Raw genomic sequence first — 17,468 nt, 5'->3', positions numbered from 1 at the left:
CCCGTGGCGCGCCAGTCGCTGCTTGCCGTGGCCGCCACCGTACATGATCACGCGATCCCGGAGCTGGAGGCCCTGCTGCGCACGATGACCCGCGCGCCCGAGGCACCGGGACAGGCCGATCCGGACAATCCGATCATCCCTTTCGGCCAGATCGAGGGGCTCCATTTCCTGCGCTTCGTCCTCCTGGAGGATCCCTCACTGCCCGACCGCGCGGCCTACCCCCGGCTTCCAGCCTACGAGCCGACCCGGCTCATGCTGATGGTCGATGGCGACGGATCGCCCCAGGACCTGCTGCAACGTCTGCTGGCCACGGCCCATGAGGGCCTCGTGCGGGTCTTCATCCATTGCGATGCCACGGTCACCGGCACGAACATCGCCGCATGGATGGATCGCCACCGGGTGAGGTCGGCCGCGAACTACGTCAACTGGCCCGGGCGCAGCGCGCGGCAGGTGCGCGAGGAAGCGCAGCTGCACGAGGCCTGGCTCACGGTCCGCCTGGAGCATCCGGACACGTCTCCCGAAGAGCTCTGGCCGCTTCTGCGCGCGGCGGCGCAGGATCTGCCCCTCTCTCCTCCGGTGCGCCCTTCGCTGAGCGAGCGGCTGGGCAACCTCCTCCACCTCCTCTCTTTTCCCGTACTGGCGCTGCTGAGCCTGCCCGTGCTGCTGCCCGCGCTCCCGGTCCTGATCGTGATGCTGCGACGGCGCGAGACGCGCGACCGGGTGATCGCACCGCGCCCCTCGCGCGCGCGAAACACGATGCTCTCCGCCCTCGAAGACCACGACGTCACCAATCCCTACAGCGCCATCGGCAGCCTCAAGCTCGGACGCTTCCGCCGCTGGCTGACCATCGTCATCCTGTGGGTCATCAACTGGGGCGCGCGCCACATCTATCGCAGCGGACGCCTTGCGCGCGTGAACACCATCCATTTTGCCAGCTGGACCTTCCTCGACGATAGGCGCCGCGTGTTCTTTGCAAGCAATTACGACGGCAGCCGCGAGGCCTACAACGACGACTTCATCGACAAGGTCGCCTTCGGCCTCAACCTCTCGTTCTCGAATGGCCTCGGCTATCCCCGCACCGACTGGCTCGTACGCGGCGGCGCCCGGCACGAACGCGACTTCAAGTGGTACCTCTTCCACCACCAGATCCCGACGCAGGTCTGGTACAACCCCTTCCGCGGCCTCACCACCTACGACATGGCGCGCAACGCCCGCCTTCGCGCGACGTACGAGCGGCGTCCGACAGGCGCGGAGCTGGCCCGCTTCGTGGCCGAGATCTGACGCGATGGCAGTCGACAGGGACGATGTGCAGGCGCTGGTGCGGTCCGGGTTCGGATCGCTCGGCAGCGCGCGCTACATCCTCGCGCGGATCGTGGATAGCGCGCGCGCGAAGGCCTGGCTGCGCGGGCTCGTGCCGACACGGGCCAGCGAGGTCGGAGAGGGCCGCGCGCTCGACACCGTCCTGCAGTTCGCCTTCACCCGTGCAGGCCTGCGCGCGCTGGGCTTCACCGCCGCCGAACTGGAGAGCATGGCCCCGGAATTCCTCGACGGGATGGCCAGCGATGCACGCCGCTCGCACCGGCTTGGCGATGTCGGTGAAAGTGCGCCTACGCATTGGCAATGGGGGACAGGCATACGCGAACCCCATGTCCTGCTCCTCCTCCTGGCCCGGCCAAACCGGATCGCGGACTGGGCAAGCCACGTCGAGCGCGACGCGCGCGCCAACGGCTTTCGCCTCGTGACCACCCTGGCCAGCAATCCCGCGCCCGAGGACAGCGGCCCAGCGCGCGAGCCTTTCGGCTTTGCCGATGGCCTCTCGCAACCGGAGATCGACTGGGACGCCAAGCACCGGCCGAGCGCCCGCGCCGATCGCGCGTACCGCCCCCACATCGCAGCGGGCGAAGTGCTGCTGGGGCATCGCAACGAATATGGCGCGATCGCGGGCGATGCGACAGGGCCGCTGGTCCAGCGCAATGGCAGCTACCTTGTCTATCGCCAGCTCGAACAGGACGTCACCGGCTTCTGGGGCTGGCTACACGCGGCCGCAGGGCCCGACGGGGCGCTGGAATTGGCAGAGCGGATGGTCGGGCGCTGTATCAACGGCGCGCCCCTCCCCGGACTGGCGCACGGGCCCGGGCCGGAAGACTTCGATTTCCAGGGCGATCCGCTGGGGCACCTGTGTCCGCTCGGCGCCCACATCCGCCGCGCCAATCCCCGCGTGGGAGACGATCCGCTGGGCCCGCGCGGTATCCTAGGCAACCTGCTCTCGACCGCAGGCTTGCTGGGAAACGCGGCGGGCGATGCGGTCGCCAGCGCACGCTTCCACCGCCTGCTGCGCCGGGGCCGCCCCTATGGCGTGACAATGGCGCCCGAGCAGGCCATGCGCACCGGTGCGCCCAAGACAGAGGCCGGGCTGCACTTCCTGTGCCTCAACGCCAGCCTCGCGCGCCAATTCGAATTCGTGCAGGGGGCCTGGCTCATCAGCCCGACCTTTGGCGGCCTCTCGCAGGAAGGCGACCCGCTGATCGGCGCTCGCTGCCCGTTTCCAGATGACCGGCGCACCGACCTGTTCCGCTATCACGATGCCCAGGGCCACCCCCGCATCGCGCAGGGGATGGACCGCTTCGTCACGGTGCGCGGCGGGGCCTACTTCTTCCTGCCGGGCCTCGAAGGACTGGCCTCGATCACCGCGCGGTAAGCCGCTCTAGACATGGCCGACACCTGTCAGGCCGGGACCGACTGATCGTCGACGACCTTGCGGATCCAGCGGCGGAACCGCAGGATGTTGGGCGAGGTCCAGCGGTCATCGCGCGAAAGCAGCGCGTAGCTGCCGAAGCTGACCGGCTGGAACGCGGTCTGCGCAGGCATGACCCGCACCAGCCGACCGGTCGCCAGTTCGTCGTGCAGCAGCATGGTGTTGACGAGCGCGATGCCCTTGCCCCGGCAGGCTGCGTCGATGGTGAGGTGCGCGTGCCACAGGCGCGGACCGCTCAGACGCTCGGGCGGCGTGATCCCCTGGGCCAGAAGCCAGTGGTGCCACTCGGCCCCGTCCTCCTCGTGAAGGAGCGGCAGATCGAGGAAATCCCCGGCCTCCCGGATCGGGGCGATGCCGGCCAGAAACGCGGGGCTGGCCACGGGAAAGACCTCGGGCCGGGCAATGTCGAGGCGGCGCACCTCGCGCGGGATCCGGTCCTCCTCCCAGGACCGCACGTAGCGCACATCGCAGTCCACGTCCTTGCTGCGGAAATCCGGCCCCTCGTCTGCGGGACGGAAATCGACGTCGATGTCGGGGTTCTCTTCCAGAAAATCGCCCAGGCGCTCGGCCAGCCAGAGCGAGGCGAAGCCCGGGACGCACCAGACGCGCAGCGTGTTGTCGGTACCTTCGCCCAGCAGCGATCCGGTCGAGCGGGCGATGATCGAGAGCGCCTTGGCCACCTCGCCATGGTAGACTTCGCCCTGGTCGGTCAGGCGCCGGTCGTTGCCGTAGCGCAGCACCAGCGGCGCGCCGACCCAGCCCTCGAGCGAGCGGATATGGCGGCTCACCACGGCATGGTCGATCATCAGCTCGCGGGCGGCCCGGCGAATACCGCCCAGGCGTCCGACGGCTTCGAAGGCGCGCAAGGCGGCCAGTGGCGGGTACAGGCTCGTATCGGTCACGACTACCCCTCTCAAATTCTTGTGCGTCCCGCGTGTCGGTCGAAGACCGCAGGCAGGTACCAAGCCCTTCAAGAAGGCATCCTCTCCCGGGACAAGGCGCCGCATTTCGAAAATTCGCACGCTGAACTGGTGGCCCCTGCGCACCACATCATGCATTCAAGGCAACTTGCTGACAAGAATTCTATGCGCCTCAATATATTCGATCTTATCTATTCTCGAAACCTGTGCACTATTGCGCAATCGCGGTGCAGGATGGGCGGGGGAAACGGGGAATGGCGATGGACGAAAGCGAACACGAACGGCTGGGCATGAACCGGCCGATTGCCCGGCGCAGCTTCATCGGCGGGGTGGCCGCGACCGGTGCAGGGCTTGGCGCGCTGTCGCCGCTGGCGCGGGCGAGCGAGCCCCTCGCCGCGGCAGGTGCAGGTCCTGCACTCGCCCCCGATACCTCCACCTATCCGCCCGTGCGCAGCGGCCTTCGCGGCCAGTATCCCGGCTCCTTCGAGAGCGCCCATGCCGTTCGCGACGGGGACCTGGGCGCGGACATCGCGGCACACGATACCGGTGAGCACTACGATCTCGTCGTCGTGGGCGGGGGCATCTCGGGCCTGTCCTCGGCCTGGTTCTACCGCAAGGCGCTGGGCCGGGACATGCGCATCCTCGTCCTCGACAACCACGACGATTTCGGCGGCCACGCCAAGCGCAACGAGTTCCACCACGAGGGCCGCACCATCCTGGCCTTTGGCGGGACGATGAGCATCGAGAGCCCGTTCCCCTACAGCTACACCGCCAAGGCGCTGCTGGCCGAACTGGGGATCGAGCCCAGGACATGGGAGCACTACCGCCGCGAGGATACCTACAAGGGCCTGTCGGGCGGCGTCTTCTTCGACAAGGAAAGCTTCGGGCGCGACGCGGTTGCGCCGGGCTACGGCGCGCTTGCCTGGGCAGACTTCTTCGCGCGCGCGCCGATCCGCGCGGACATTCGCGCCGAGCTGACCCGGCTCTACACCGCAAAGACGGATTACCTCCCCCACCTCGATCCCATCGCCAAGGCCGAGGCGCTCAAGCGCATCAGCCTCCAGGACTTCCTGCTCGGGCCCGCGGCCATGAAGCGCGAAGCGCTGCCCTTCTTCGCCGGGATGGGCTTTCGCAACAACAAGCGCGTGGACACCTGCCCCGCCTACGAGGTCGCGCACCTTCCGATCTTCGATGGCATGGAGATCGCCGGCCAGATCCGCATGCACTGCGACGAGTTCCACTTTCCCGACGGCAACGCCTCGATCGCGCGCCTGCTCGTCAACCGTCTGGTGCCCGGCGCCCTCCCCGGGGTCCACGACCAGGAGAGCATCGTCACCGCGCGCGTGGATTACACCCGGCTCGACCTCCCCGGAGCCCCCACGCGCCTGCGCCTCGGCAGCACGGCGGTCCATGTCGCGCACATCGGCACGGTCACCGCCGCGACCGAAAAAGCGGTGCGCGTGGTCTACATGAGGGACGGCAAGGCCGCCTCGGTCACGGCCGCAAACGTGGTCCTGGCCTGCTTCAACAACATCATCCCCTATCTCGTGCCTGAGCTTCCGGACGCGCAGAAGGCGGCGCTGGGCGAAGCCTCGAAGGTGCCGATGCAGTACACCAACGTGCTGGTGCGCAACTGGGAGCCCTGGCGCAAGCTGGGCGTGCGCAGCCTGATGGTGCCGAACGGCTATCACACGCGGGTCGGGCTCGACTATCCGATGGCGATCGGCGGCTATGCCAGCGCCACCCGGCCCGACCAGCCCGCCATCGTGACGATGATCCGCAACCCCAACCAGCCCGGCCTGCCGCGCAAGGAGCAGCACCGCGCCGGGCGCCACGACATGCTTGCCACGCCCTTCGAAACAAGCGAGCTGGAAGTGCGCCGCCAGTTGCAGCGCATGCTGGGTTCCGCCGGCTTCGACGCCGCGCAGGACATCCTGGCGATCACGGTCAACCGCTGGCCCCACGGCTATGCCTATACCTACGACACCCTCGCCGATCCCGACGTGCCCGAGGCCGAACGCCCGCACATCGTGGGACGCCGTCCCTTCGGACGCATCGCGATTGCCAACGCCGATGCGGGCGCGGCGGCCTACACCAATGTCGCGATCGACCAGGCCGAACGCGCCATCGGTGAGGTTCTGGTGAGCCGCGGGCTGACCTGACCCCTTCGCGTGGAGCCTCAGCGGCGGTAGAACACCTTGCCATCGACCAGCGTCAGATCGACCCTGGTGGCAAGGATTTCCTCCTCCGGCACAGTGAGCAGATTGCGGTCAAGCACGACGAGCTCGGCAAACTTGCCCGGCGTGATCGTGCCGCGGTTGTCTTCCACGAAGCTGAGGTAGGCGGCCTCGCGGGTGTACATCGCCAGCGCGGCCATGCGCGAGACGTCTTCTTCCTCACGGGCATAGGCCGTGCCGCTTTCGGCCTTGCGCGTGACCGCGACGTAGACGCCGTAAAGCGGCCCGATGGGCAGGTTGCCCGAGCCCAGCACCATCTTCACACCGCGGCGCAAGGGCGTGCCCAGCGGGTTGATGTGGGTCAGCGCACGGCCCTCCAGCGTCTGCTGGTAGCGCCCTTCAAGGTTGTAGAGGAAGTTGGTCTGGGCCGCGCTCCAGATGCCGTGTGCGGCCATCGTCTCAAGAGTCGCCTCGGGCGGCAACATGGTGAGGTGCGAGGAGAACCAGCATCCAGGTCTCGGCCATCGTCGCCTGCCATTGTCGTGCGCCGCAGCGGGCGCCGCGTTTCCTCTGGGCCGCCGCGCGGCTCCCTAAGTGACTTTCGCAGGCCCCTGCCGCAGTGGAAGGAGCCAAGTCTGACACCGCCGGTGCATGCCGGACACCACTCCTGCACCATGTAAAAAAGGCCACTAATCCCCAAGGATGGCGGCCGTTTGGAGGTTGCCGGTGGGTACGACGTAATCGGGTGGGCTAGAGCGCTCAGGTGCGCCGGGCGAAGGGATAGGTCTCGCGCTCGACGACCTCGCTGACGGCCCGGTGCGCCTCCAGGATCGCCGCGTCGGTATGCGGACTTGCCGCGGCATCGGAGTTGGCGATGGAGACAAGACCGTAGGGCTGCCGCCCGACCACGCAGGGCCGCTCGGGCGACTGCGTGTAGACCCATTCGACCGGATCGTAGAGGCTGTTGTAGGTATAGGCATAGCCGTGCGGCCAGCGGTTGACGGTGATCGCGGCAATGTCGCGCGCAGGGTCGAAGCCGCCCGGCCCCAGGATGCGCGCAAGCTGGCTGCGGGTTTCGCGCTCGAACGTCTCGAAGCTCATTTCCAGAAGTTCGGCGCGGCCGATGCGGTGCTGGTCGCGGCGGGGCTGACCGGGCGCATTCATGAACTTGGTGAGGTGCAGCGCGATCGGCTCCTCGCTCGAGCGGGCATGGCGCAGAGCGCCCAGGTCCACCGCCTCGGTGAGCGCGACGACATCGTGGAACATCGTCGGGCACGAGATGCTGGAGACGCCCAGCTTCTCGAACGCGCGCCAGTTGCGAAGTACCACGTTGGTGTAGATGAGCGGCCCCTTCACGCCGTAGGCCAAGGCCTCCTTCTGGGGCGCGGGCAGTTCGGGCATCATGTAGGGGATCGCCATGTTCCAGCAGGCCATGATGACCGACCTGGCGCGCACCGATTTGAGCGCATCGCCGTTGGCATAGGTGATGACGGCCTCGCGCGCGGTCTTCGCATCGCCGTCGTGGGCCACGTTGACAACGATGCTGGAGAGACGGATACGCACCGGGTTCTCGGCCCGGTCAAGCGCGTCATAGGCGATGCGCGCGGTGCCCATGTCCTCCTGCGTGCGCGCCGAGGTCGCGCCGGGCACGAGGTGTGCAACCAGCAGCCGGGCCAGCGTGGCGTTGCCATCGGGAAAGTGCACTGCGTTCCAGTCGATCTTCTGGCGCCCGTGCTGGCCGCCGGGAAGGTCGGCAAAGAGGCCCTCGGGGATTTCGCCAAGGCCCAGCCCGGAAAAGCCGGGATACCCCTCGACCCAGCCGAACAGCGCCGGGGTGGCATCGGCCCCGACGCAGAAGCTGCTGGTGCCCATCTGCTGGAAGAACCACATGACCTGGGGATCGAGCTTCAGGGTCTTGAGGTAATAGTCCCGGAACGAGGTGGTCGCGAGGAAGTGCTTCTTTTCCGCCACGCTCATGCCCGCCAGATAATCAGGCTGGTCGGGCGCGACGAGGCGGACCATGTCGGCGCGGGCCTTGGCCGAAAGCGGCGTGCGGGCGAGGAACTCTGCCGAGCCCATCGCGCCAGGACCGCCGCCGTGGCCGGCGCCGCTTTCCGGCACGACAAGCCGGTCCGCCTCCCAGGTCTCGGCATCGAAGAAGTGGCCGCGCGTCAGGCCCTTGTCCGCATAGAGATCGCGCACCTCGGCGTTGGAAACCCGGTAACGTTCAAGGTCGATCCCCATGTCGTCCAGCAGCTGCGCGGCCCAGCGGTTGTAGCGCGCGGGCGATTCGATGTTGAGCGTGCCCCCGTTGATCACCACCAGCTTGCCATCGACCATGAACTCGTTGCGCTTGGCGTGACCGCCGAAGTCGTCGTGGTTGTCGAGGATGAGGATGCGCGCGTCCTTGCCCACCGCCTTGCGGTAGAAGTGCGCCGCGGACAGGCCCGAGATGCCGCCCCCCACGATCACCAGGTCATAGGTTTCGCCCTGGTCGGCCACGTCCTCGATCAGCAGTTGCCCGTCGCGCAGGAGGTGCGCGAATTCAAAGGAGCCGGCGTGGCTGCCACGCATCCCGGTCTTGGCCGGTGGATAGCTGGTAGCCCCCGCCCCGCCTGCCGCCGCCGCATCTGTCGCCGTCTGCGCGAGGCCCGGCGCCGACAGGCTGGCCGCGCCGATGGTGCCCAGGGCCAGCGCGGTGCCGTTCAGGAAGTCGCGCCGGTCGATGCGGCAGTCCATTCCGAGACGCAGGTCATTCTCGGTCATTCGGCTGGCTCCTGGATAGGCGTATCGATATGGGCAAGCGGGTCGAGCGGGGCCGCCCTGGCCCGGCGCAGGACGAGGAAGAGCGCGGCGAAGAAGGCGGTGATGGCCACGCTCGACCAGAACTCGGCGGCCGATGCCGGATTGAGCGCCATGGCGCCCAGGATCACGCAGATCGCCAGCACCGAGGCCCCACTCAGCCAAGGGAAGAACCAGGTGCGGATGGTCAGCTGCTGCGGGCATTCGCGCTCGAAAATGCGGCGAAGGCGCATGTGCGAGAGTGCGATCATCAGGTAGACAATCAGCATCAGCGCGCCCGAGGCGTTGACGAGGAAGCTGAACACGACCTCGGGCGATAGCACCGAGGCGGCCAGCGCGGCGTAGCTGAAGAGGCTCGCGATCAGGATCGCGCGGGCAGGCACCTTGCGCGCGTTGACCCGCACCAGCGCCTGCGGCGCATCCCCGCGCGCGGCCAGCGTGAAGAGCACGCGCGAGGTGACGTAGAGCCCGGAATTGAGGCACGAGAGCACCGCGACCAGCACGATCACGTTCATGATCAGCGCCGCGCCCGGAATGCCGATGGCGGCCAGCGCGGCGGTGAAGGGCGACTGGCCGGGCACCACGCTGTCCCACGGCACGACCGAGACGATCAGGAACACCGAGAGGATGTAGAAGACCAGGATGCGCAGCGCGACGGTGCTGGTCATGCGCGCGACGGTGCGGGTGGGCTCGGCGGATTCGGCCGCCGCGATGGTGGCGATCTCGGCCCCCACGAGCGCGAAGATCACGCTTGTCGTCGCGGCGAGCACCTGCATCCCCCCGGCCGGCGCGAAGCCGCCGTGCGCGGTGAGATGGCCGAAGGTCGGCCCGTCCGGCGCGCCCAGCCCCAGCGCATAGGCGCCGGTGACGAGGATGAAGACGATGATCCCAGCCACCTTGATCGAGGAGAACCAGAACTCGAACTCGCCATAGGAGCGCGTCGACATGAGGTTCACTGCGGTCAGCACGGCCATCAGCACGATGCCGATGAGCCAGACGGGAAGAGCGATCCACCCCGCGATGATGACCGCGCCCGCAATCGCCTCGATGGCCACGACGACCACCCAGAAATACCAGTAGAGCCAACTGCTGAGAAACCCCGCCCAATGGCCCAGGCCCATGCGGGCGAACTCGGGAAAGGACTGGATGCCGGGGATCGCGACCGCCATCTCGCTCAGCATGCGCATGATGACAAGGACGATTGCGCCCGCCAGCGCGTAGCTCAGGATCACTGCGGGCCCTGCCGCGGCGATGGACGTGCTGCTTCCCACGAAGAGGCCTGCCCCGATGATCCCGCCAATCGCTATCATCGAGACGTGGCGCGCCTTGAGCGAGCGGCCAAGTTCATCCTGGCTCTCGCCCGGATAGACTTCCGCGGGCGATACGATGTCGTTGTGCGGGATCGCCTGCGTCCCCTCGTCTGCCCTGCCCGTCATCGCGCTCCCTGCCGTGTCATGTGTGAGGGACCCAGTGCAGGTCGTATTCGACCTCCCAGGTCGCACCGTCGTCCTCGCTGCCCATCGAAAGCTCGCGGATGCCCCCGTCCCCGGTGCGCGCCAGCGTCGAGTGGCGCAGGCGCGGCACGCGGGCAAACACGGGCACCTCAGTCGACCTGCGCGATGATGCGGCGCAAGGTGTCCACGATGTGCGCGACCTGCCCCTCCTCGATGATGAGCGGGGGCGAAAGCGCGATGATATCCCCTGTCACACGGATCAGCACGCCTTCCTCCCAGCAGCGCCGGTAGATCTCAAAGGCGCGGGTGCCCGGACCGTTCGGGCCTGCCTCAAGCTCAATCCCGGCAATGAGACCAAGATTACGTATATCGACGATGGGCGCCAGCCCCCGCAGTGAATGGACCGCCTCCTGCCAGAGAGGTTCCAGGCCCGCGGCCCTCTCAAAGAGGCCCTCCTCGCGGTAGACATCAAGGCTGGCGAGCGCGGCGGCACAGGCGAGCGGGTGGCCGGAGTAGGTATAGCCGTGGGGCAGCTCCACCGCGCCCTCGGCCGCGGCCGCACAGATCGTCTCGTAGATCCCCTCGCGCACCAGGATCCCACCCATCGGCACCGTGCCATTGGTCAGCCCCTTGGCCATGGTGATGATGTCGGGCGTGACGCCGAAGCGCTGCGCGGCAAAGGGCGTGCCCAGACGCCCGAAGCCGGTGATCACTTCGTCGAAGATGAGGAGAATACCGTGGCGATCGCAGATCGAGCGCAGCCGCTCGAGATAGCCGCGCGGAGGCACCAGCACGCCGGTCGAGCAGGCGATCGGCTCGACGATGCAGGCCGCGATGGTCTGCGCCCCGTGCAGCTGAACCAGACGCTCCAGGTCGTCGGCAAGGTCCGCGCCATGCTCGGGCACGCCCTGGGTAAAAAGGTTGCGCTGCGGGTCATGGGTGTGGCGCAGGTGGTCGACACCGGCCAGCAGCGCGCCGAACATCGCCCGGTTGCCGACGATGCCGCCCACCGAAATGCCGCCGAAATTGATACCGTGATAGCCGCGCTCGCGCCCGACAAGGCGGGTGCGTGTCCCCTCGCCCCGCGCGCGCTGCCAGGCGAGCGCGGTCTTGAGCGCAGTTTCGACCGCTTCGGAGCCGGAATTGCAATAGAACACCTGGCCAAAGCCCTCCGGCGCCAGATCGACAAGCCGGTTGGCCAGCTCGAACTGGGCGGGGCTGCCCATCTGGAAGGGCGGTGCGTAGTCGAGCTTTGCTGCCTGCTGCTGGATCGCCTCGACGATCCGGGGCTGCCCATGCCCGGCGTTGGAGCACCACAGCCCGGCCGTCCCGTCGAGTATCTCCCGCCCGTCGTCGGTCTGGAAATACATGCCCTGTGCGCCCACGATCATGCGCGGGGCAGCCTTGAACTGGCGGTTCACGGTGAACGGCATCCAGTAGCTCGACAGGTCATTGAGCTTCATTTGCAAGGGCTTCGCGCTCCCGATTGTCTCTTCCGCAAAGAGACCTATCGCCGCAGGAGGGCCCCCGGGAGATGCCTATCCGGCGTGGACTGGTGCCCCGCGCGCACCACCGGCCATCACCGGCACCACAACGCGCTTCCCAAACACGTATCGCGACGTTCGCCTTGTCTGGTTGCCCGCGCCCCTCCCATCGAATAAAGTCGATGGATGGATTCCGATGCTGCCCTCGCCATACTCTCGGCGCTGAGCCACCCCACGCGCCTCGAGGCCTTTCGCCTGCTGCTGCGCCACGAGCCCGAGGGCCTGGCCACCGGCGCCCTGGTCGAGGCCTCGGGGCTGAGCCAGAGCACCTTCTCCTCGCATCTTGCGGTCATGGCGAAAGCCGGGCTCGTGCGCAGCGCCAAGCAGGGCCGCCAGAACATCCAGCGCGCCGATATCGCCGCGCTCAAGAGCCTGATGCTGTTCCTTGCGACCGACTGCTGCCAGGGCCACCCCGAGCTTTGCCAGCCGCTCGTTGCCGAGCTCACGTCCTGTTGCTGAACCCGCTGCACCAGGGCCCCCACGCCTCGGCCCTGTTCCCCTCCCGCTGATCCCATAAGGTTTCTTTCAACCATGTCCGCAACCGCCCCACGCGCGCGCCTCGCGTTTCTCGACCGCTACCTGACCTTGTGGATCTTCCTTGCGATGGCGACAGGCGTCACGCTCGGCTCGGCCATCCCGGGCCTGCCCGCGGCGATCAACGGCCTCTCCTGGGGGACCACCAATATCCCCATCGCGATCGGGCTTATCCTGATGATGTACCCGCCGCTGGCGCGGGTGCGCTATGAGGAACTCCCCCATATCCTCGACGACACGCGCATACTCGCGATCTCGCTGGTCCAGAACTGGATCATCGGGCCGGTGCTGATGTTCGCGCTCGCCGTCCTGTTCCTGTCCGACACGCCCGAATACATGACCGGGCTGATCCTGATCGGCCTTGCCCGCTGCATCGCCATGGTCATCGTGTGGAACCAGCTGGCGAAGGGCGACAACCAGTATGTGGCCGCGCTCGTCGCCTTCAATTCGATCTTCCAGATCCTCTTCTTCAGCGTCTACGCCTGGTTCTTCCTGTCGGTCCTGCCGCCGCTGTTCGGGCTGGAGGGAAGCGTGATCGACGTCAGCTTCTGGACCATTGCCGAGGCCGTGCTAATCTATCTGGGCATTCCCTTCGCGGCCGGGTTCCTGACCCGCAAGGTCCTCGTGCGCGCGCGCGGCAACGCCTGGTACGAAGGGACCTTCCTGCCCAGGATCGGCCCTGTCACGCTGGTCGCGCTGCTCTTCACCATCGTTGCCATGTTCAGCCTCAAGGGCAACGAGATCCTGGCCCTGCCCGGCGATGCGCTGCGCATCGCGATCCCGCTCACGATCTACTTCGTGATCCAGTTCACCATCAGCTTCTTCATGGGCCGCCTCGTCGAAAGCGACTATCCGCGCACCACCGCGGTCGCCTTCACCGCAGCGGGCAACAACTTCGAACTGGCCATCGCGGTCGCCATTGCCGCCTTCGGGCTGGCCTCGCCGGTCGCCTTTGCCGCCGTCATCGGCCCGCTGGTGGAAGTGCCGGTGCTGATCCTGCTCGTGGGGGTCGCCTTCCGCTTCGGGCGGCGCTGGTTCCCCGACACGGTCCCCGTCGAGGAACGCGGCTGAGCCTTGCACGAAAAGGAGCCCCGGAACGCGATGTCCCGGGGCTCCTTTTTCTTCATGGGCTCGCCTGCGGCCGCTGCGATCAGAACAGGCCGAGCGCCCAGCCGATGCCGAAGACCGCGATGGAGAAACCCCACATCGTCAGCAGCGAATAGCGGATGTGCCGCCCGATATCGGCCTGGGCCAGACCCAGCGCCAGCCACATGGCGGGCGAGAAGGGGCTGATGAAGGTGCCGATGATGTTGCCGATGATCATGGCGTAGACGGTGGCCTGCGGGGTGACGCCCACCGGCTCGACGACCTGAAGCACCACCGGCAGCAGACCGAAGTAGTACGCATCGGTGTTGAGGACGAGTTCGAGCGGAAGCCCGAAGAAGCCGATCACGATATGCAGCATGGGCACGGCCGAACTGGGCAGGAAGTCGACCAGCGCCTCGGCCATGGCCTTGAGCATGCCGCTGCCATCGAGCACGCCGAGGAAACTGCCCGCCGAGAGGATGATCGCGCCCATCAGCAGCGCGGGACCCGAGTGGGAGCGCACGCGCTTCATCTGCTCATCGATCGAGCGGTAGTTGCAGGTAAGAAGGACCGAAAGGCCGATCATGAAGGTGTAGGCTGCAGGCAGGATCCCCGCGACGAGCACGGTCAGGACGGCCAGGAAGATCGCCGCATTCAGCCAGATGAGACGCGGGCGCAGCAGTTCCTGCTCTTCCTCGCTCAGCTCCGGCGCGGCCTGGGGGCGGGAGGCCTTCCCGGCCCCATCGACATGCGCGATGTGGGTGCCGTCGGCCTCCAGCACGGCCTGCTCGGGCGAACCTGCCGCCGCGATCCGGCGCCGCTCACGAAGGCCCAGGAATACGGCGAGAACCGCGAGCAGCGCAATGCCAGCGAGCTGGACCGGAATGAGCGGGCGCCACAGTTCGGTCACCTCGATGCCGGTCACCGCCGCAGCACGGCCGAGCGGCCCGGCCCAGGGCAGCATGTTGGCAATGCCCGCCCCCGTTGCAAGCAGCATGAGCAGGAGATAGCGGCTCATGCCCAGGCGCAGGTAAAGTGGCAGCAGCGCGGGAACGGTGAGAAGGAACGTCGTCGCCCCTGCCCCATCAAGGTGCGCGCAGGCCCCCACCAGCGTCGTGCCGACCGCCACGTAGACCACGTTGCCGCGTGTCACCCGGATCAGGCCGTTGATGAAGGGGCGGAAGAAGCCGGTGTCCTGCAGCACGCCGAAGAAGATGATGGCGAAGATGAACATCGTCGCCACCTGCATGACCCGCGCCAGGCCATCGCCGAAGAAGGTCGACATCGCCTCGGGGCTGAAGCCGTAGACCAGCCCGGCCACAAGCGGGACCAGCACGAGCGCGACGATCGGCGAAGCCAGCCGCGCCAGGAGCAGGCCGACGACGCACACGACCGTGAGAAGTCCGAAGAAGGCTAACATGAAACTCTCCTGATGGCCTTTTGGCCTGTTTTAATGCGGTATCTCGACAAGGAACGGAGGCGCGCGCGAGGGAGACCGGGCGCCCCTGGTCCCTGTCAGAAGGTGACGCCGAGACGCGCGGCGAGGGTCTGGCCGCTGTCGCTTCCAGCATAAGGGCCGGCGGCGTCGGTGATGCTCCAGTAGATCCCGTTGAGCTGGATGCGCGTGAAGCTGTTGAGGTACCAGTTGGCCCCCAGCGTCGCGGTCCAGCCGTCGGCGGGATTGGGAATATTGCGGAACGAAACTTCCTCGTAGCGGCTGGTCAGCTCCAGCGCGCCCGAACCGCCACCGAAGACGGGGTTGCGCACGTGCGGCTGCCCGAAACTGCCGGTGCGCGGGTTGTAGGGCGGCAGTTCGCCCGTGACGAACCAGCCTGCCGACGCGCTGTAGGCGCGGGTCCGGAAATCGGGCTGTCCCCCTGCACGCCGCGCGCGGCGCTCGCCCGCCTCGGCCATGAACCAGACCGGCCCCTGGTAGCCCCCGAATTCAAGACCGTAGCCGGTCGTGCCGGTGCCATCGGGCAGTGGCCCGGTGGAGACCCGCAGCGCCCCGTTGAAACGGGTGCCCATGAAGGTGTTGCGCGTCAGGTCGGTGGCCGAGGAGGCCAGCGCCTCATCGAAACCCCAGGCGCCCAGATGCAGCGCGCCGCGCTTGGAACGCAGCGGGTTCACGTGCGCGCGCGCCATGACCGTGCGGCTGTCGCTGTCGGTCTGGTCACCGTCGACCCGGTCGCCGGTGAGCGCGAGCGAGACGTGCCCGCCCGGAAAGAACACGCGGCCCATCGCCCCCACACCATAGTAGCCGCGCTCGGGCACGATGGTGTTGGGGACCACGCTGCGTTCAAGGAAGGCGGTCGAATCCGAACCCGTCGAACCGTCGAAGGAGCGGTCGTTGAACAGGTGGCCCATGCGCAGATCGAAGCTGACGTCCTCGCTCAGACTGTCGCGCCAGCCCATGTAGGCGGTCATGATCTCGGCCCGGTTCTCCGAGAAATCGGCCTCGATCTGGTAGAAGAAGTGGGTGCCCACACCGCCCTCGAAACCCAGGCGCAGCGCGCGCATGCCCGTGGTGGTCAGGTTGCGCCCATCGTGGTCCGATCCGAAGGTCGATCCGACATCGGCCAGGATGCGCCCGCGCGGCTTGAAGGTGTACTCGCCATCGGCCGAATGGAAGACGGGCAGCCCCGCGCCCCATTCGGTGGTGACGTCGGCCTCGTTCGCCGAGCGCGCCCGCGCAATGTCGCGCTCGGCCGGGCCCGGCGGGACCAGCTGCGGCGCGTAGGGCGGGGTCACGACCACGTGCACGGTCTTGGCGGCCGCATCCTTTGTCTCGGTCCTGGTAACGGCCTCAGACTGGGGTGCGGAGCCAGCCGCCAGCTGCGCGGCATCATCCGAACCCTGGCCTTCAAGCTGCTCGATACGCGCGCGCAGGGTCGCGATCTCATCGACGCGGCTGCGCAGCTCGGCGATCTCGGCGGCCTGGCGGCGGACAAGATCGGCCAGGTCCTCGCGGCTCGGGGTCTGGGCAAGGGCCGGGCTCGCCGCGACAAGGGCAACGAGCGCGCAGCTGGTGGGAAGAAGACGCATTCAGGGGGACTTTCCTTGGGCAAGCGCGGCGTTCCACGTGTCGAGAACACGCTGACGCTTGATCGGATCGAGATTGACGAAAAGACGGGGGCCGCCGGGGATGGCGCGGGCCTGCCCGGGCGCGAGGCGCGGCGCGGCCACATCGCCGCGCACCGGCGGCAGTCCAGCCCGCGCGAGAATGTCCTGCCCCTCACGCGAAAGCAGGAAATCGAGGAACAGACGCGCGGCAGCCGGGTGCGGGGCGCCGCGCGCGACAAAGGCGACGCGCGAGGCGACGATGGAGTAATCTTCAGGGTAGAGGACGCCGATGTGCGGATCGGCCTTGGCACGCTCCTCGGCGTAAGGTCCGACAACGTTGTAGGCGTACATCACGTCGCCGCGCGCCACGGCATCGAGCATGGCGCCGGTCGTCTCCATCAGGACCGGCCGGGTTGCCCCCAGCGCCTCAAGCAGGGCCTGCGTGTCCCGCGTCGCGGCAAGGTCCTGGGTGAGGAAGAGGTACCCGATGCCCGAGCGCGCGGGATCGTAGGTCGCGACCCTACCCGTGAGATCCGCCCGGCGCGCGCGCAGCATCTGCGCAAAGGCGGCATGGGTGCGCGCAAGCTCTTGCTGGGCCACCTGCTCGCGGTTGTAGGCAATGGCGACCGGCTCGGCGGTGATGCGGTAGGACTGGTCATTCCACACCGCCTCTGCGGGAAGCGCGTCCTTCTCCGGACTGGCATAGGTCTGCGCATAGCCGTCGTTGACGAGCTTGGCCTGCATGGCCATGGCCGAGGACCAGACAATGTCCGCGCCCACCTTGCCCGCGTCGGCCTCCCGGCGGAAACGGGCATCGAGCGCATCGGCGCTGAGGTCGTGGTAGCGCACCGTCACGCCCGCACCGCGGCGCTCGAAGGCGGCGATGAGCGGCGCGACGGCGCCCGCATCGACGTTGGCGTAGACCTCGACCACGCCCCCTTCGCGCTGGGCCCGGGCCACGCGCGCCGCCTCGCCATCCCGGCCCAGATACGACCAGGCCAGGAGAGCCACAGCCGCAAGCCCCCCTAGGAAGACACCGAAAATCAGGTATGAACGCACGACACTCAAGCTCCTCTCGCTCCCCGGACCTTGCGTCGGGTAAGCCGCCAGTGGCGTCGATCTAATCAAACTTG

13 protein-coding genes and 1 pseudogene are annotated in these 17,468 nt (G+C 67.7%); 5 read left to right on the top strand and 9 right to left on the bottom strand.

Translation table 11 applies throughout. The features are described 5' to 3' along the window. The first annotated feature begins 3 nt into the window (after window positions 1–3). Window positions 4–1,281 carry a hypothetical protein gene (locus HT578_RS14780; protein WP_213500372.1) on the top strand — a complete coding sequence of 426 codons (1,278 nt, stop codon included), beginning with the start codon at window positions 4–6 and terminating at the stop codon, window positions 1,279–1,281. A gap of 4 nt (window positions 1,282–1,285) precedes the next feature. After that, on the top strand, window positions 1,286–2,698 hold the full coding sequence (locus tag HT578_RS14775; RefSeq protein WP_213500370.1) for a Dyp-type peroxidase: 1,413 nt from the start codon (window positions 1,286–1,288) through the stop codon (window positions 2,696–2,698). A gap of 26 nt (window positions 2,699–2,724) precedes the next feature. Here the strand turns inward: HT578_RS14775 and HT578_RS14770 are convergent, their stop codons facing one another. Beyond that, entirely contained in the window at window positions 2,725–3,657 is a 933-nt protein-coding gene (locus HT578_RS14770; RefSeq protein WP_213500368.1) for a LysR substrate-binding domain-containing protein, read from the bottom strand. 272 nt (window positions 3,658–3,929) lie between these two features. Here HT578_RS14770 and HT578_RS14765 point away from each other — a divergent pair, with 272 nt between their 5' ends. Beyond that, window positions 3,930–5,837 carry a flavin monoamine oxidase family protein gene (locus HT578_RS14765; RefSeq protein ID WP_239026310.1) on the top strand — a complete coding sequence of 636 codons (1,908 nt, stop codon included), beginning with the start codon at window positions 3,930–3,932 and terminating at the stop codon, window positions 5,835–5,837. 17 nt (window positions 5,838–5,854) lie between these two features. On the opposite strand, the pseudogene HT578_RS14760 reads toward HT578_RS14765, so the two are convergent. From HT578_RS14760 to aptA, 5 genes and pseudogenes are all read right to left on the bottom strand, one after another. Beyond that, a pseudogene (locus HT578_RS14760) lies at window positions 5,855–6,382 on the bottom strand (amidohydrolase family protein); the annotation flags it as partial. A gap of 229 nt (window positions 6,383–6,611) precedes the next feature. Continuing rightward, window positions 6,612–8,618, bottom strand: a complete 2,007-nt coding sequence (locus tag HT578_RS14755; RefSeq protein ID WP_213500365.1) for an NAD(P)/FAD-dependent oxidoreductase — start codon at window positions 8,616–8,618, stop codon at window positions 6,612–6,614. Then, entirely contained in the window at window positions 8,615–10,090 is a 1,476-nt protein-coding gene (locus HT578_RS14750; protein WP_213500363.1) for an amino acid permease, read from the bottom strand. The genes HT578_RS14755 and HT578_RS14750 overlap by 4 nt, the downstream gene beginning before the upstream one ends. 16 nt (window positions 10,091–10,106) lie before the next feature. Beyond that, a complete protein-coding gene (locus tag HT578_RS14745) occupies window positions 10,107–10,256 on the bottom strand; it encodes a hypothetical protein (RefSeq protein WP_213500361.1) in 150 nt (49 codons plus the stop codon). Window position 10,257: 1 nt separating this feature from the next. Then, the gene (gene aptA / locus HT578_RS14740; protein ID WP_239026308.1) at window positions 10,258–11,571 is read right to left on the bottom strand and encodes an omega-aminotransferase AptA; all 1,314 of its coding nucleotides are present in this window, start codon (window positions 11,569–11,571) and stop codon (window positions 10,258–10,260) included. 207 nt (window positions 11,572–11,778) lie between these two features. On the opposite strand from aptA, the gene HT578_RS14735 reads away from it, so the two are divergent. Further along, entirely contained in the window at window positions 11,779–12,111 is a 333-nt protein-coding gene (locus HT578_RS14735; RefSeq protein ID WP_213500359.1) for an ArsR/SmtB family transcription factor, read from the top strand. 72 nt (window positions 12,112–12,183) lie between these two features. Continuing rightward, complete coding sequence (gene arsB, locus HT578_RS14730) at window positions 12,184–13,257, top strand: ACR3 family arsenite efflux transporter (protein ID WP_213500357.1); 1,074 nt, start codon at window positions 12,184–12,186, stop codon at window positions 13,255–13,257. 79 nt (window positions 13,258–13,336) lie between these two features. On the opposite strand, the gene HT578_RS14725 is transcribed toward arsB, so the two are convergent. The 3 genes from HT578_RS14725 to HT578_RS14715 form a co-directional block, all read right to left on the bottom strand. Beyond that, window positions 13,337–14,692 (bottom strand): CitMHS family transporter, encoded by a 1,356-nt coding sequence (locus tag HT578_RS14725; RefSeq protein ID WP_213500355.1) that lies wholly within the window; start codon window positions 14,690–14,692, stop codon window positions 13,337–13,339. A 95-nt stretch (window positions 14,693–14,787) separates the two neighbouring features. Next, window positions 14,788–16,317 carry an OprO/OprP family phosphate-selective porin gene (locus HT578_RS14720; RefSeq protein WP_213500353.1) on the bottom strand — a complete coding sequence of 510 codons (1,530 nt, stop codon included), beginning with the start codon at window positions 16,315–16,317 and terminating at the stop codon, window positions 14,788–14,790. After that, a complete protein-coding gene (locus HT578_RS14715) occupies window positions 16,318–17,394 on the bottom strand; it encodes an ABC transporter substrate-binding protein (RefSeq protein WP_213500351.1) in 1,077 nt (358 codons plus the stop codon). Window positions 17,395–17,468: the final 74 nt, after the last annotated feature.

The organism is Novosphingobium decolorationis, assembly GCF_018417475.1.
Taxonomy (GTDB): domain Bacteria; phylum Pseudomonadota; class Alphaproteobacteria; order Sphingomonadales; family Sphingomonadaceae; genus Novosphingobium; species Novosphingobium decolorationis.
Note: the sequence above shows the minus strand (reverse complement) of the source record. Positions and strands in the feature narration are given on the sequence as shown.